The organism is Citrobacter sp. SX206, from assembly GCF_024181025.1.
In the GTDB taxonomy this organism is placed as follows: Bacteria; Pseudomonadota; Gammaproteobacteria; order Enterobacterales; family Enterobacteriaceae; genus Citrobacter; species Citrobacter youngae.
In genome coordinates, this window is record NZ_CP049738.1 from 1,882,959 (window position 1) to 1,897,237 (window position 14,279).

Sequence of the window (14,279 nt, forward strand, 5' to 3'; positions counted from 1 at the left end):
TCGAGTTGCAGGACAACTACGCGCCTACTTGAAGTATGACGAGGCTAACCGCTCCGGCGCGAGTACGCCGGAGCAGGGAAAAGATTAGCGTGGCAGGGCGGTTCCCCACTGACGCCATTCTTTCGGCTCACTCTCCAGTAGCAGGAAGTGTTTACCCGCCTGCGCTTTCGGCGCCAGTGGCGTACCTGGTGGGGTGGCAAACGCGATACCACCGCGAATGAACTGATTGAAGGTACCGGTCTTCACGACGCCGCCAGTGAGGCCGAAATCGAGATTGTAGCCGGATGCCAGCCAGAACACGGAGTTATTGCGCACCAGGTGCTGGTAGCGCTGACTGATGCGCATGGCTACCATCACGCGATCGGACAGTGAACCCAGCGTCAGACCCGTGACGGTCCCCACTTCAATACCTCTGAACAGAACCGGAGTACCGATATTGAGTGATCCTGCTTCTGGCGCTTCTACCACAATACTCAGACCATCAAGGTAGCGTGAATCAGTAATCGTCGCTTCCTGCAGTTCAAAATCACGGCGCGGGTTACCGCGCCCTGGTTCCACGTTAATGTATGGCTGTAAGATAGTATCCAGATGCTCTACACCTGCCGCCGAAATTTGCGGGGTAATTACCGAGAATCGTGTACCGCTTCGCGCGAAGGTCTGTACGTATTCCGGGTACAACACCGCTTTGGCTTGCACTTCGTTACGGCTGGTGAGCAGTTCAAGGGTCTGGATCTGACCAATATCAATCCCCAGGTAGCGAATTGGCATCCCTGCGGCGAGTTTCCCGGCGTCGAATGCGTGCAGAGTAATCTGTCCACCTACCGCACGTGCAGCGGTCTCTGACGCGTACAAAATACGCTTGTCGCCTTTGCGCTGGCTGGCGCTGGCACCGCTCAGGTTATCGAAGCTAATCGCCCCTTTTAGCGCCCGCGACAGGGGAGATGCCTGTACGGTCAGGCCGCTGCCGTTAAGCTGAACTTTTGCGCCACCTTCAGCCCAGAACACGCTGTTGCTGGTTAACAGATTGCGGTATTCCGGTTTGATATGCAGATCGATATCAAACGCGTCGGCACGAGGGCGTACGCTAATGACTTCACCGACGTCGAATTTACGGTATAGCACCACTGACCCGGCCTGCACATCCGGTAGTGTCTCGGCGCTCAGGCTGACGGTGGTGGTGGGCAGATCGCTCAGGCTGTTCTCAATTGCTTTTTCGAGGTTTGCATACAGCGGATAGCTTTTTTTCATTTCACCTTTGGTACCAGGCAAAATGCGAATACCGCCGCTTATCCATTCGCTGGCGCTGGCACCAAGGAACTCAACGCCATCAATGCCCACTTTGACATCCACTCGACTATTAACCACGAATTTGCTGTCACCTTGCACCAGTGCACGATGCTGCGGCTCGATAGCCACGATAAATGAAACGCCATCGCTTGATAGCTTACGCTCGATAACCTGACCGACCTGCACGCCATGAAGGATCAGCGGCTGGCCAGCATCGATGCCGTAACTTTCCGGGGCGGTCAGCGTAAGTGTCATAACGCCGGGATCATGAAGCAGGGACTGTTCACCAGGGATCACCACAAACTGGCTACGTGGCTCGCCTTCGCCGGGCACCAGTTCAAACGTTTTCCCTGTTAACAGCGAGCTCAGGCTCATATCGTTTAATGATAATTTGGGGCTTTGTAACTCAATGCGCGTGCCGTCGCGCAGCAGCGTTACAACGCTTGGGTCGACGGTCATTTCACCAGTGACTTTACCGCCTGGATTCAAATCCATCCTGGTCAGTTGACCGACTTCCAGGCCCTGATACATCAGCGGGGTTGATCCAGCCTTCAGGCCATCGCCGCTGGGTAGTTCCAGTTTGACGATCACGCCACGTTGGCTGTGGGCGAGATCCTGATATAACCCAAACGTGTCGTCGGCGGCGGCAGGTTGTGAATCTTCTGGGGAGTCAAAGGCTATGGCGCCATTGACCAGCGCGGCCAGACTTTCCAGTTTTACCTTTGCGCCGCTCAGGCTGACATCCGCATTCACGCCAGACACATTCCAGAAACGACTGCCTTTTTTCACCAGATTGGTAAAGCGGCGCTCAATCAGTACATCGATGGTTACACCCTGATGATTGGGGTTGATGGTGTAGTCATAGACCCGGCCTACCGGGATCTTGCGGAAATAAACCAACGAACCGCTGTTGAGAGAACCGAGGTCGGATGCTTGCAGGTGCAACATCAAATCGCCATTATTCAGCCGATATTTTGGCTGCGTGTCGAGCGCGACGAAATGATCTTCCGGCTCGCCGGTGCCCGGCATCATCCCGATATAGTTCCCGCCAACCAGTGCATCGAGACCAGAAACGCCCGCCAGTGATGCCTTCGGCGTGACCAGCCAGAATTGTGTGTCTTTGCGCAGGGCATCTTTCATGGTGGACTTAATGCTGACTCGAACTTCAATTTTGCGCAGATCTTTACTCAGGCTGATATCCTGCACCGTGCCAACTTCGACACCCTGATAGCGCACGGGCGTGCGTCCTGGGACAATACCGTCCGCGGACATAAAGTCGATGGTCACGGTATTGCCGCGATCTTCATAGCTTCCCCAGATAAGCCATCCTGCAATCATCAGTGCGATGAACGGCAGCAGCCAGAACGGAGAGATACGGCGTTTTGTTTTAATCTGCGCTTCAATCTGCGAAGCGGGCGTTTCCTGACTCATGTGCATCCCAAAGTAAGCGGCTGTCCAGCCATTCCACTGCAAGAATAGTCAATATTACCGCTGCACCGAAATAAAACGCAGCCGGTCCCATAGTAAAAGCAAGTATCTGATCGCGATTTATCAGCGACATGGTTAAGGCGATAACAAACAAGTCCAGCATCGACCAGCGACCAATCCAGGTCACCATACGGAGTAGCAGGATGCGGGTGCGCAACCCTTGTTCACATTTAAACTGGATACTGAACAACAACGTAAACATCACAATCACTTTGGTGAAGGGCACCAGGATACTGGCGATAAAAACAATGGCTGCTACACCAACGTTGCTGTTCGCCAGGGACATGATGCCTGTCAGGATAGTGTCTTCCTGGCGGGCACCGTTAACATAAATTACCGAGATGGGCAGCAGATTAGCAGGCAGCAACAGGACAATCGAGGCCAGCAGAGCTGCCCAGCACTTTTGGATGCTCTGATTTCTGCGCCAGCGTAATGGAATATGGCAACGGGGACAGCGGCCTCGGGCATCAGGATAACCTGTAAAGTGACAACCGAGGCAAACACGAAGCTGTCCGTCGGGGCGGCGTGCGGGCCTTTGTGGATAAAAGCGTTCCCATAATTGCTCAACATTGAGGTGCGACAGCGTCAAAATGCTCAGGATCACCAGCGCAATAAAAGCATAGAGTCCCACTCCAGGCAGCAGAAAAGCGTAGTCCTGCACTTTGATCGAGGCGACGCCGATACCGACAAGATAGATATCAAGCATGACCCACTCTTTAAGCCTTTCCAGCATCAATAATACTGGGCGCAGGTTCATACCGAGAATATTGCCAAACCATAAATAAGCGATTGATGAAACGAGTATTACGGGAGCGCCAATGACGCAAAACATCACGAAGGATGCCGTCAGCGGATCGCCTTGCCGGGTCATCTGCCAGATGCCCTGTACCACATTCGCGTCAATGCGTATGCCTAATAGATAGATGTGCAGCAGCGGCTCTCCCCACGCAAAGGGCATCAGTAACAGCATGGTGAAAGCCATTGCTGCCAGTCGCGTTAACGACCAGTCACGGCCGTCACGAATTTTGGCCTCACAGCGTGGGCAGAATGCACTTTGGTGCGAACGCATTTTCGGCAAGCTAAACAGCAGGTCACATTCAGGGCATCGTTGGTAATGCGCACGGGGTAGCGCTTCACCAATGGATCTGATCGCTATTTTTTTAGTCGGCGTGATGCGTGGATGAGTAAGGGCCATGTATCGCGAATCAAGTGTTGAAGTAATGTTATCTTAACCCATGATGGGAATGATCTTGAGCATTTACGCATTTAATGTTTATTTTAGTAGGCTGCAGTTTTAAGTAAGACAACTAAGTGATTACATAATGAACAAAATAGAGCTATACACGGATCTGAACCGTGATTTTCAGGCATTAATGGCAGGTGAAACCAGTTTTCTGGCAACGTTGGCGAATACCAGCGCGTTATTGTACGAACGTCTTGCAGAAGTGAACTGGGCAGGTTTTTACCTGCTTGAGAACACTACGCTGGTGCTCGGTCCCTTCCAGGGGAAAATCGCCTGCGTACGCATCCCGGTAGGGCGCGGCGTGTGCGGTACTGCGGTGGCGCAGAACCAGGTTCAGCGTATAGAGGACGTGCATGCCTTTGATGGCCATATCGCTTGCGATGCCGCCAGCAATGCGGAAATCGTTCTGCCGATTACGGTTGAGAATCAAATTATCGGCGTGCTGGACATTGATAGCACAGCGTTTGGTCGCTTTACAGAAGAAGATGAACAGGGTCTGCGGACGCTTGTGGCACAGCTTGAAACCGTGCTTGCAACGACGGATTACAAAAAATTCTTTGCGACCGTCGCAGGATAATCAACGGATAACGTAGCAATTACTGATGACGTCATTATAATGACGCCTGTTCATGCCTGCGCTTGTTGGCTACGTCCGTTGTAATCAGGAAATTTCATGGAAAATCAACCTAAGTTGAATAGCAGTAAAGAAGTCATCGCGTTTCTGGCCGAACGCTTCCCGCAGTGTTTTAGTGCGGAAGGCGAAGCGCGCCCACTGAAAATTGGCATTTTTCAGGATCTGGTAGAGCGTGTTGAGGGCGAAATGAACCTCAGCAAGACACAGCTCCGCTCTGCCTTACGTCTCTATACTTCAAGCTGGCGCTATCTGTATGGCGTTAAATTGGGCGCAACGCGTGTCGATCTTGACGGCAACCCTTGTGGTGAGCTGGATGAGCAGCACGTTGAACATGCACGCAAACAGCTGGAAGAAGCTAAAGCCCGCGTTCAGGCGCAACGTGCAGAGCAACAGGCGAAAAAACGCGAAGCGGCCGCTGCTGCCGGTGAAAAAGAAGACGCACCGCGTCGCGAGCGCAAGCCGCGTCCTGCTCCGCGTCGTAAGGAAGGCGCAGAGCGTAAACCTCGCGCTGAAAAACCAGCAGCAAAAGCACCGCGTGCTCCTCGTGAAGAACAGCATACCCCGGTATCTGATATTTCAGTGCTGACGGTAGGGCAGTCTCTGAAGGTGAAAGCAGGTAATAATGCGATGGATGCCACCGTATTAGAAATCACCAAAGATGGCGTCCGTGTACAGCTGAATTCGGGTATGTCTTTGATTGTACGCGCAGAACACCTGGTGTTCTGAAACGGAGGCCAGGCCTGGCATGAACACTTTTTTTAGGCTTACTGCGTTAGCTGGTCTGCTTGCATTTGCAGGCCAGGCACTCGCTGTGGAAGACATCACGCGTGCCGATCAAATCCCCGTTTTAAAGGAAGAAACCCAGCATGCGACGGTAAGCGAACGTGTGACATCGCGTTTTACGCGTTCACACTATCGCCAGTTCGATCTGGATCAGGCGTTTTCGGCGAAAATTTTTGACCGCTATTTGAATCTGCTCGACTACAGCCACAACGTGCTGTTGGCGAGCGATATCGAACAGTTTGCAAAAAAGAAAACGGTCCTCGGTGATGAACTGCGTAGCGGTAAGCTGGATGTCTTTTACGATCTCTATAATCTGGCGCAAAAGCGCCGGTTTGAACGTTATCAGTACGCATTAGGCGTACTGGCACGTCCAATGGATTTCACCGGTAACGACAACTTTAACCTCGACCGGAGTAAAGCTCCGTGGCCGAAAAGCGAAGCAGAGCTAAATGCGCTGTGGGACGGCAAGGTTAAATTTGACGAACTCAGCCTGAAGCTGACCGGTAAAACCGACGCTGAAATTCGCGAAACGCTGACGCGCCGCTACAAGTTTGCGATTCGCCGTCTGGCGCAGACCAATAGCGAAGATGTGTTTTCTCTGGCGATGACGGCTTTTGCCCGTGAAATCGACCCGCATACTAACTATCTTTCTCCACGCAATACCGAACAGTTCAATACGGAAATGAGCTTGTCTCTTGAAGGTATTGGCGCAGTGCTGCAAATGGATGATGACTACACCGTCATTAACTCCATGGTTGCGGGCGGCCCGGCAGCCAAGAGCAAAGCGATAAGTGTTGGCGACCGTATTGTCGGCGTAGGCCAGACCGGAAAAGGTATGGTCGACGTGATTGGCTGGCGTCTGGATGATGTTGTCGCGCTGATCAAAGGACCAAAAGGCAGTAAAGTTCGCCTCGAAATCCTGCCTGCCGGTAAAGGAACCAAGACGCGCATCGTCACGTTAACGCGTGAACGCATTCGTCTCGAAGACCGCGCTGTTAAAATGTCGGTGAAAACCGTTGGTAAAGAAAAAGTCGGCGTACTGGATATTCCTGGTTTCTATGTTGGCCTGACGGATGACGTCAAAGTTCAGCTGCAGAAACTGGAAAAACAGAATGTCAGCAGCGTGATTATCGACCTGCGTACCAATGGTGGTGGCGCACTGACCGAAGCGGTCTCGCTTTCCGGTCTGTTTATCCCTTCTGGTCCGGTGGTTCAGGTTCGTGATAACAACGGCAAGGTGCGTGAAGACAGCGATACCGACGGCGTTGTGTACTACAAAGGCCCGCTGGTGGTACTGGTTGACCGCTTCAGTGCTTCGGCATCAGAGATTTTCGCTGCGGCAATGCAGGATTACGGCCGTGCACTGATTGTCGGTGAACCGACGTTTGGTAAGGGTACCGTACAGCAGTATCGTTCTCTGAACCGTATTTACGATCAGATGCTGCGTCCGGAATGGCCGGCGCTGGGTTCTGTTCAGTACACGATCCAGAAATTCTACCGCGTAAACGGTGGCAGCACGCAGCGTAAGGGCGTTACGCCGGATATCATCATGCCGACAGGTAATGAAGAAACTGAAACTGGCGAGAAGTTTGAAGATAACGCACTGCCGTGGGACAGCATTGATGCTGCGACCTACACTAAGTCAGATAATCTGACGCCGTTCGGACCTGAATTGCTGAAAGAGCACAATGCACGTATTGCGAACGATCCTGAGTTCCAGTACATCATGAAGGACATTGCGCGATTCAATGCGCTGAAGGATAAGCGCAACATCGCTTCTCTGAATTACGCTCAGCGTGAAAAAGAGAATAACGAAGATGACGCAATGCGTCTGGCGCGTATCAACGATCGGTTTAAACGTGAAGGCAAACCACCATTGAAGAAACTGGACGATCTGCCGAAGGATTACCAGGAGCCGGATCCGTACCTGGATGAAACGGTAAAAATCGCGCTCGACCTGGCGCATCTTGAGAAAGAGAAGCCAGCGGAACAGCCCGCAACCAGTCAATAACCTCGAACAGGCACAAGAAATTGTGCCTGTTTTTTTAACAAGTGCATGAAGACGTCAGTCTGATACGATAAAATGTAAAGTTGTGTCTTTCTGGTGACTTAGCACCTATGGATGCTTGAAAATAGCCGTAAGACCCATACGATATGGGTAATCGCATAGTGCGTTTTGTTAAATTGAGGTTAAAAGAAAATTATGATGCGAATCGCGCTCTTCCTGCTGACGAACCTGGCTGTGATGGTCGTTTTCGGGCTGGTATTGAGCCTGACAGGGATCCAGTCAAGCAGCGTTCAAGGCTTGTTGATCATGGCACTGCTGTTTGGTTTTGGTGGTTCCTTCATTTCGCTGCTGATGTCCAAATGGATGGCGTTAAAGTCCGTTGGCGGGGAAGTTATTGAGCAGCCGCGTAATGAAAGAGAACGCTGGCTGATGAATACAGTCGCGAATCAGGCCCGCCAGGCCGGGATCGCTATGCCGCAGGTTGCAATCTACCACGCGCCAGATATTAACGCGTTTGCGACCGGTGCCCGCCGGGATGCCTCGCTGGTGGCTGTAAGTACTGGCCTGTTGCAAAATATGAGCCCGGATGAAGCCGAAGCCGTTATCGCGCATGAGATCAGCCACATTGCTAATGGCGATATGGTGACCATGACGTTAATTCAGGGTGTGGTGAACACCTTTGTTATCTTTATCTCGCGTATTCTGGCGCAGATTGCCGCTGGGTTTATGGGCGGTAACCGCGATGAAGGAGAGGGTAGCAACGGTAACCCGTTAATCTACTTTGCGGTAGCGACGGTACTGGAGCTGGTATTTGGTATTCTGGCGAGCATTATTACGATGTGGTTCTCTCGTCATCGTGAATTCCATGCGGATGCCGGTTCTGCAAAACTGGTAGGGCGTGAAAAAATGATCGCCGCGCTGCAGCGCCTGAAAACCAGCTATGAGCCGCAGGAAGCGACCAGTATGATGGCGTTCTGCATCAACGGTAAATCCAAATCGTTGAGTGAGCTGTTTATGACTCACCCCCCGTTGGACAAACGTATTGAAGCGCTGCGCAGTGGGGAATACCTGAAGTAAGTTACCTGTATTGATAAAAGGGTCACATCGTGACCCTTTATTTATTAGCCCCAAACTACCGCCGATAGTGGGAGTATGGTCATATCCCGAGGAAAATGCTATGCAGGTGGATTAATTTCAGGGAAGGTGGTTTTAACGTATGTAATAAATTTTTCATATGTGGAATTAATAGCCACTCTAACTGAATTATCGCGGCCCTCCCCCTTAAAACTGCCCGTCTCAGTATGACAGGATTTTACAAAATCATTTGCAACTATAATAGCCTGTCCGAAAAAAGTAGAAGTAAAATCCTTATCAAACAAAATATTCTTATTTAAGTTTGTAGTGAAAGCCTTATATAAGGATAATGTCAGCTCGCGGTCACTTACTGGTAACTCCTGAAGCCGTTGATTCATATATTCATTAAAAGTAGGTTGCTCAAGCCTGGCGATGCTAGCGTCACTGATATGCACTGATCGAGAGGACGACAGAAATCTTTTGATAATTTGGCCTGCTGCATTACCTTGCTCACTAATTGCCATATTAATGTCAGATGTACTATATTCGGTGTTCAATATGTTAGCTAAAGAGGTCCTGATAGTATCAACATCAAGATTTGTAGTCTGTCTGACCGGTGACTCATTCAATTTAGTATATTTATTAAGCATTGCATTGAAAACAGGATTTATTGTATCAGCATCGACCATTTCTGCACAGGTTTCTACGCTGTTAATAACTGCTTTACCATTTTCGACCTGAGCAACAAAATTGGTTTTAAATTCCTTTATTTTGTCTTTTAGAACATTATAAGCCTCTAAATTTTTCCCGCTAAGGGAATCAGTTTTGTATCGATTTTCAAAGGTTATTATGGCTCTATTCATATTTGAGGCTGTGTTTACCTCAAATTTTACACGATTTTCATTTAGAGTCATGATACCTCTATTATTGAACGAATGTATCGGAATATCTACACGATTAGCATTACTACGCGCCAAATCTGCTGTTGTTTTTTGAAGGGTTTTGCTAATGCTAATATTTTTAGGGACATTAGCGATAGCTGATAAACATGCGGACAGTAAATTATGGTTCTTAACTTCTCTTTGCCTGTTAAAATCACTTTTATAATGGCTATAAACATTGTGTGAGTATGTTTTAACTGCACTTGGCATATACATCTCCATATGATTTTGTTAATCATCAAGTTTCACGTGTATGATGGTATCACTGTTGACGGATTTCTTTCAAAAAGTGCCTCAATTTTTTATTTGGCAACCTGAGTGCTAATCTTCTAAATTTTTATTTATTTATTTCAACAATAAATGCGGTGATAATTATAGGAAAACAATTATCTATTATTTGTATGGATCTGAATTTATTATGGACAATGAAAATGATGTGTTGATGGAGGATCTTCTCAGCAAGATCTCTGAAGAAAATCGCGAACAGTTTATTGAAGATTTATTTGAGTCTGGCGCTACCCGCAAACAGCTGTATGGCATTCCAGATAGCCTGATGAACGGTTTCTACGCCTGTGCATACGAGTATTACCAAAAAGGAGAAATTGATAAAGCGGAGCACTTTTTTAAATTTTTAATGATGTATGACTTCTATAATCCTGATTACGCATTTGGCCTGGCCGCCGTTTATCAGCTAAAGCAGGACTACAAACATGCACTGGATATCTATGCAATTGCCTATGCGCTTGATGATGACAATCTGCGCGCCATTTTTGAAGCAGGGCAATGCTATATGCACTTGCATAACTATTCGAAAGCACGCGATTCATTTGAAGAGGTCGTGGCTCACGAAAAGGATCCTGAGCTGGTCAAGCGTGCCGAAGTGTATCTTAAAGCGCTAACAAAGATTAACGACAGTGATGAGGATCATAACCATGTACGGAATAACAAATAAGCCTGTCACGCTGGTTACCCAGCAGGTAACCAGTGAAGGTGATGTCGAAAGAGCAACTACCGCGAAAAAGGACATTAGTTCTACAAGCAGCAGCGATGGAAATGCGGCGCAGAAAATAGTCCAGGAAAAATTGGTTACGCGCGCAGAGAAATCGGTTATGACCAGTGAATCATGGAAACCAACGTTGCGTTCCCCTGAAAGTGTGACGCTGCGATCATCCCTGCAAGCTGAATCGCAGTCAGGTGAGACCAATAGTGCCATGCCTGGAGGGAGCGCACAATCATCGACCTATTCCCTCGCCGTTGTTTTGGCCACGTTAGCGGTAAAACTGGGTGATTCAGCTGTGGTAGGGCAGTTGTTTCGCGCTACGGCGACACAGTTGATGGGAAAAGGATCCTCCGCAGCACTTAATCAGGCTTCACAAGATGTTGAGAATGCACAGCAGGCAGTTACACAGGCAAACTCAGATTACACTGAGGCCGCAAGGGAGAAAGAAAAGGCTGACAGTAAGTTGACTGCAGCTGAAAAGGCGCTGGAAAGTGCCGATCAGACCCTGAAGTCTGCAAATAGCGAGCTTGCTGACGCGAAAGAAGATGCTGAGAGGATTTATCAGGTGGCGGTCAAGGGCTTTACCATTGATCCCAATGAATTGAGCGAGGCCCAGGACCGCGTGAAGAAAGCGCAACAGGCTGTGGATAAGGCTTCGGAGGGGTACCAAACGGCGCTGAATACCAGAGACAATGCGCGAGAGGCGGTAAAATCTGCCACCGCAAATATGGAGCAAAAGCAGCAAGTGCTGGTGGCGGCAAATCAGACGTCAGCTGCGGCGGAGGATCGCTTAAACACCCTGACGGCTAAAATTCAGAACATGAACAACACCAGTAAAGTTAACAACGCCAGTGATACCGGCGGGATTAATTCAGTTGACCTTATGATGGCACAGTTAGTGACTATTTTAGGTAAATGTAACGAAGAAACCTTAAAGACGAATATGGAGCTGGCAAAAAGTCAGCAGTCAGCCAAACAGGCTGAACTGGCAAAGGAAACTGAGAAATCAGATAAAATCGCGGAAAAACAAAAAAGGATGCATAAGATTTTTGGTGCTATCAGTAAAGTAATTATGTGTGTGACGATGATAGCCGGTGCCATTTCAGCACTATTTACCGGTGGTGTTATGGCAATTTTGTTTGTTGCCAGCACGGCCCTCATGATATCGGATCAAATTACGAAAGCGGCAACGGGTGAGTCCTTTATGGCGAAAGCGATGAATGCCGTTGTGAGCGAATTTGCTAAAATGTTTGAAGCTATGGGAGCGGATGAGCTTGTTGCCTCTATTCTTGCATCAATAACGATGTTATTAACAACAATTGTCGCTATGGTAGTGCTGGGGGGCGGGGCAAAATTCTTGGGTAATAAATTCGCAAGCAATATGACAAACTCGGTGTTGCGAGGCTTGTCAAATCACGGAGAATCAGGTGCTGGACGCATTGTAAAAATAGTGTCTAAACATACATTCAGAACTTCGCTAGCAGCCAGCGGCATTAATAATGGCGCTTATTCAATTACCAGCGGTGTTTATGAACAACAACGCGATGATATTTCAGCAAAGCTGATCGAAATTATGAAAGATAATGACTTTGTCAAAAAATTTATGGATATGGTCGTGGAAAACTACAGCAATACAATGAAAACCATGAATGCGATTATCAAAAATGAAACGGAAGCAACGGGTATGTCTATGCAGGCGGGTAAGCAAATTCTGGCACATACCCGTGCGTAATTATCATAGAAACGGAGATAAATAGCATGGTTGGATCGATTAATTCAGTAGTAACGGGCAATGTATATCTTAATGCGGGTGATGATGCGGATATTGTTCTGACGGAAACTACGCAGAACGTTAAAGATATGCAGGTCTACCAGACGTTAGTGAAATTGGTTAGCGATGGCTACAAAGGTGTGGGCGGGACTAAAGAAGACAAAGCCGCAGTACGTAATGAGGCTCAGCAACTTCTTAGTCAGTTACATAGTGGTTTAGGCAGCAGCGATACCAGCACAGGTAATGTGATAACAGTTTCAATGCCAAAAGCCAGTTCGCTTCTGACGCTGTTGATTGCCATGATAGAATCAGAAAATGAATCTTCAATTGCGGGTTATAAGATGTCTGGTGAGCTCGGTGTCATCAGTCAGGATTTCACCAATGCTGCGGCAGATGAATTACGCGAGCAGGGGATATTGGCTTTGTCATCGGGTATTACTAGCGGTACTACCCAGATGGTTGCTTCGGGAGTGGGGTGTGGGACGGGTTTCTTAAAAAATCAGGTGCACGCTTCTGCTGTTAGCCAAGGGGCTATGGGATTGGGACGAGGTCTTTCTGAGGCAGAACAAGGCTCGTTTGGTATGGAGACGAAAAATTCTGAAGCCGAGCAGACATCCCTGCAGGCAAGTAGTAAAATGATGGATCAAACTATGGAGATGAGCAAAGAAACAGCTCAAAAAGCGGCGCAAGTGATGAGTAGTCTTCTTTCTCTGATGGCTGATGTACGCCACTCGTCAGCAGATCTGGTTTCTACAGTCAGTAGCAATCTGAAAGCCTGATTGCTAACCGAAATATAAAAAAGGCCCGATATGTTTCGGGCCGTTATACGTGCTTAAAAATCAGAGAGCTAAATCGATTATTCCAAAACAGACTCTACTGCCTGCTGACGATATTCTTCAAGGCGTTCAGAAATATTCAGCGTAGCAAAAGACGCGGCAATAGCTAATTTAGCCAGCTGGGATGGCTGGCGCTGAAAATTACAGCACCATATTTCCTGTCCATATTCTACCCGTAACTCTTCAGCTTGACATGTTCGAAGTTCAACATCAATTCCGGACTGCTTAAAATGGTCACTGATGGATTTGGCTGAGCGAATGGCATAAGCAGGGAATGAAACGATAGCTTTGTAGTCCGTAATAGCATCACGTGATAGATAATGAGCTAAAAGTGCGAGTATATTTTCTATACCGGCCTCACTGGCAAATAATTGCTGCAACTGTTTCTCCAGTTGCAGTTGCGAACGTTGCAACAACTGTGATGTTGCAGATTCAACATTGCTGACGTAATCGACTACAGTTTGTGATGCCTTCTGTATTCCCTGAGTATAACCTTCTATCCAGGCAAGAGAACGCAATTCATCAGCCTCGTTTCTTGCATCACGGAGAATATGTTGAGCATGCTTTCTGGCAAGCAGCTCAAGTCTGGATGCACTGGTCGCTGAATTCAGCCATTTCGCTTTGATAAGTGGGGTATCTGGCAAATGATACTGCTTCGGAAGTGAGATTTGTCTAAGCATATTCTAAGGCCTGCAAAAAAAGAAAGTATTCTTCAGAATAGATTTGGTCATCTCTGATATCAGGCTCTTGACATTCATCAGAGAAAAATAAGGCCAGTAGAGGGACAAGAGGAGGGGGAAATCGATTGTGCATTGCTTTTATCAACAATGTGCATGCATACTGTTCAAGCATAGCGAGATCAGGTTGGCGATATTCCTCGTTTATGGGTAAAGATGAAAACCAGGGAATATAAAGGAAAGCGCGCTGTTTGGCCGTTAAAAGCGTGAGGGCGGCGGGAAACCGTACGAACATAGGAGCCAGTTGCCGTGATGCGGCCATCATCGCTGCACTATAGATTTTGTCCCAGCGAGAAATAAAAAACATATTTTGTTCAGAGAGTTGTAATAGATCAATATCAATAGTGTTATGTGGCAACAGAAGTCTGTTTACAATAGTACGTGGCACATTGCGCAATTTAGCTACTCTGGTAATATTTGCCCAGTCAGCCGGCATTAGCACAATTTTGCTAAGCATAATTATCTCATTCATAGCTT

The 14,279-nt window shown here is 48.2% G+C and carries 12 protein-coding genes; 7 read left to right on the top strand and 5 right to left on the bottom strand.

Annotated features, from left to right (window positions below; translation table 11 throughout):
• Positions 1–84: 84 nt before the first annotated feature.
• Complete coding sequence (locus G8S19_RS09210) at positions 85–2,718, bottom strand: PqiB family protein (protein WP_253686474.1); 2,634 nt, start codon at positions 2,716–2,718, stop codon at positions 85–87.
• Entirely contained in the window at positions 2,687–3,970 is a 1,284-nt protein-coding gene (yebS, locus tag G8S19_RS09215; RefSeq protein WP_115601880.1) for a membrane integrity lipid transport subunit YebS, read from the bottom strand. Before yebS ends, G8S19_RS09210 begins: the two co-directional genes overlap by 32 nt.
• A gap of 127 nt (positions 3,971–4,097) precedes the next feature.
• Between yebS and G8S19_RS09220 the strand changes: the two genes are divergently transcribed.
• The 4 genes from G8S19_RS09220 (at position 4,098) to htpX (ending at position 8,520) form a co-directional block, all read left to right on the top strand.
• A complete protein-coding gene (locus G8S19_RS09220) occupies positions 4,098–4,595 on the top strand; it encodes a GAF domain-containing protein (protein ID WP_048211393.1) in 498 nt (165 codons plus the stop codon).
• 96 nt (positions 4,596–4,691) lie between these two features.
• Positions 4,692–5,378 (top strand): RNA chaperone ProQ, encoded by a 687-nt coding sequence (proQ, locus tag G8S19_RS09225; RefSeq protein WP_003833781.1) that lies wholly within the window; start codon positions 4,692–4,694, stop codon positions 5,376–5,378.
• Positions 5,379–5,397: 19 nt separating this feature from the next.
• Entirely contained in the window at positions 5,398–7,446 is a 2,049-nt protein-coding gene (gene prc / locus G8S19_RS09230; protein WP_172743197.1) for a carboxy terminal-processing peptidase, read from the top strand.
• Positions 7,447–7,638: 192 nt separating this feature from the next.
• Entirely contained in the window at positions 7,639–8,520 is an 882-nt protein-coding gene (htpX, locus tag G8S19_RS09235) for a protease HtpX (protein WP_003034964.1), read from the top strand.
• Positions 8,521–8,618: 98 nt separating this feature from the next.
• On the opposite strand, the gene G8S19_RS09240 is transcribed toward htpX, so the two are convergent.
• Positions 8,619–9,668, bottom strand: coding sequence for a hypothetical protein (locus G8S19_RS09240; RefSeq protein WP_253686476.1), 1,050 nt, complete (start codon positions 9,666–9,668; stop codon positions 8,619–8,621).
• A gap of 208 nt (positions 9,669–9,876) precedes the next feature.
• Here G8S19_RS09240 and G8S19_RS09245 point away from each other — a divergent pair, with 208 nt between their 5' ends.
• The 3 genes from G8S19_RS09245 to G8S19_RS09255 are packed head-to-tail and all read left to right on the top strand — an operon-like array spanning position 9,877 to position 13,008.
• The gene (locus tag G8S19_RS09245; RefSeq protein WP_101742239.1) at positions 9,877–10,410 is read left to right on the top strand and encodes a SycD/LcrH family type III secretion system chaperone; all 534 of its coding nucleotides are present in this window, start codon (positions 9,877–9,879) and stop codon (positions 10,408–10,410) included.
• Positions 10,391–12,190 carry a type III secretion system translocon subunit SctE gene (gene sctE / locus G8S19_RS09250; protein ID WP_137376366.1) on the top strand — a complete coding sequence of 600 codons (1,800 nt, stop codon included), beginning with the start codon at positions 10,391–10,393 and terminating at the stop codon, positions 12,188–12,190. Before G8S19_RS09245 ends, sctE begins: the two co-directional genes overlap by 20 nt.
• Before the next feature lie 26 nt (positions 12,191–12,216).
• The gene (locus G8S19_RS09255; RefSeq protein WP_199969530.1) at positions 12,217–13,008 is read left to right on the top strand and encodes an IpaC/SipC family type III secretion system effector; all 792 of its coding nucleotides are present in this window, start codon (positions 12,217–12,219) and stop codon (positions 13,006–13,008) included.
• 77 nt (positions 13,009–13,085) lie between these two features.
• Here G8S19_RS09255 and G8S19_RS09260 read toward each other — a convergent pair whose 3' ends face one another.
• Both G8S19_RS09260 and G8S19_RS09265 read right to left on the bottom strand, forming a co-directional pair.
• Positions 13,086–13,745: a type III secretion protein HrpE gene (locus G8S19_RS09260; protein ID WP_101742242.1), complete on the bottom strand. Its 660-nt coding sequence runs from the start codon at positions 13,743–13,745 to the stop codon at positions 13,086–13,088.
• Entirely contained in the window at positions 13,738–14,274 is a 537-nt protein-coding gene (locus tag G8S19_RS09265) for a hypothetical protein (protein ID WP_199969529.1), read from the bottom strand. Before G8S19_RS09265 ends, G8S19_RS09260 begins: the two co-directional genes overlap by 8 nt.
• Positions 14,275–14,279: the final 5 nt, after the last annotated feature.

Excerpts from the sequence above, each read along its gene's own strand:
- G8S19_RS09210 (WP_253686474.1), bottom strand. The coding sequence starts at position 2,718 with ATGAGTCAGGAAACGCCCGCTTCGCAGATTGAAGCGCAGATTAAAACA.
- yebS (WP_115601880.1), bottom strand. The coding sequence starts at position 3,970 with ATGGCCCTTACTCATCCACGCATCACGCCGACTAAAAAAATAGCGATC.
- G8S19_RS09220 (WP_048211393.1), top strand. The coding sequence starts at position 4,098 with ATGAACAAAATAGAGCTATACACGGATCTGAACCGTGATTTTCAGGCA.
- proQ (WP_003833781.1), top strand. The coding sequence starts at position 4,692 with ATGGAAAATCAACCTAAGTTGAATAGCAGTAAAGAAGTCATCGCGTTT.
- prc (WP_172743197.1), top strand. The coding sequence starts at position 5,398 with ATGAACACTTTTTTTAGGCTTACTGCGTTAGCTGGTCTGCTTGCATTT.
- htpX (WP_003034964.1), top strand. The coding sequence starts at position 7,639 with ATGATGCGAATCGCGCTCTTCCTGCTGACGAACCTGGCTGTGATGGTC.
- G8S19_RS09240 (WP_253686476.1), bottom strand. The coding sequence starts at position 9,668 with ATGCCAAGTGCAGTTAAAACATACTCACACAATGTTTATAGCCATTAT.
- G8S19_RS09245 (WP_101742239.1), top strand. The coding sequence starts at position 9,877 with ATGGACAATGAAAATGATGTGTTGATGGAGGATCTTCTCAGCAAGATC.
- sctE (WP_137376366.1), top strand. The coding sequence starts at position 10,391 with ATGTACGGAATAACAAATAAGCCTGTCACGCTGGTTACCCAGCAGGTA.
- G8S19_RS09255 (WP_199969530.1), top strand. The coding sequence starts at position 12,217 with ATGGTTGGATCGATTAATTCAGTAGTAACGGGCAATGTATATCTTAAT.
- G8S19_RS09260 (WP_101742242.1), bottom strand. The coding sequence starts at position 13,745 with ATGCTTAGACAAATCTCACTTCCGAAGCAGTATCATTTGCCAGATACC.
- G8S19_RS09265 (WP_199969529.1), bottom strand. The coding sequence starts at position 14,274 with ATGAATGAGATAATTATGCTTAGCAAAATTGTGCTAATGCCGGCTGAC.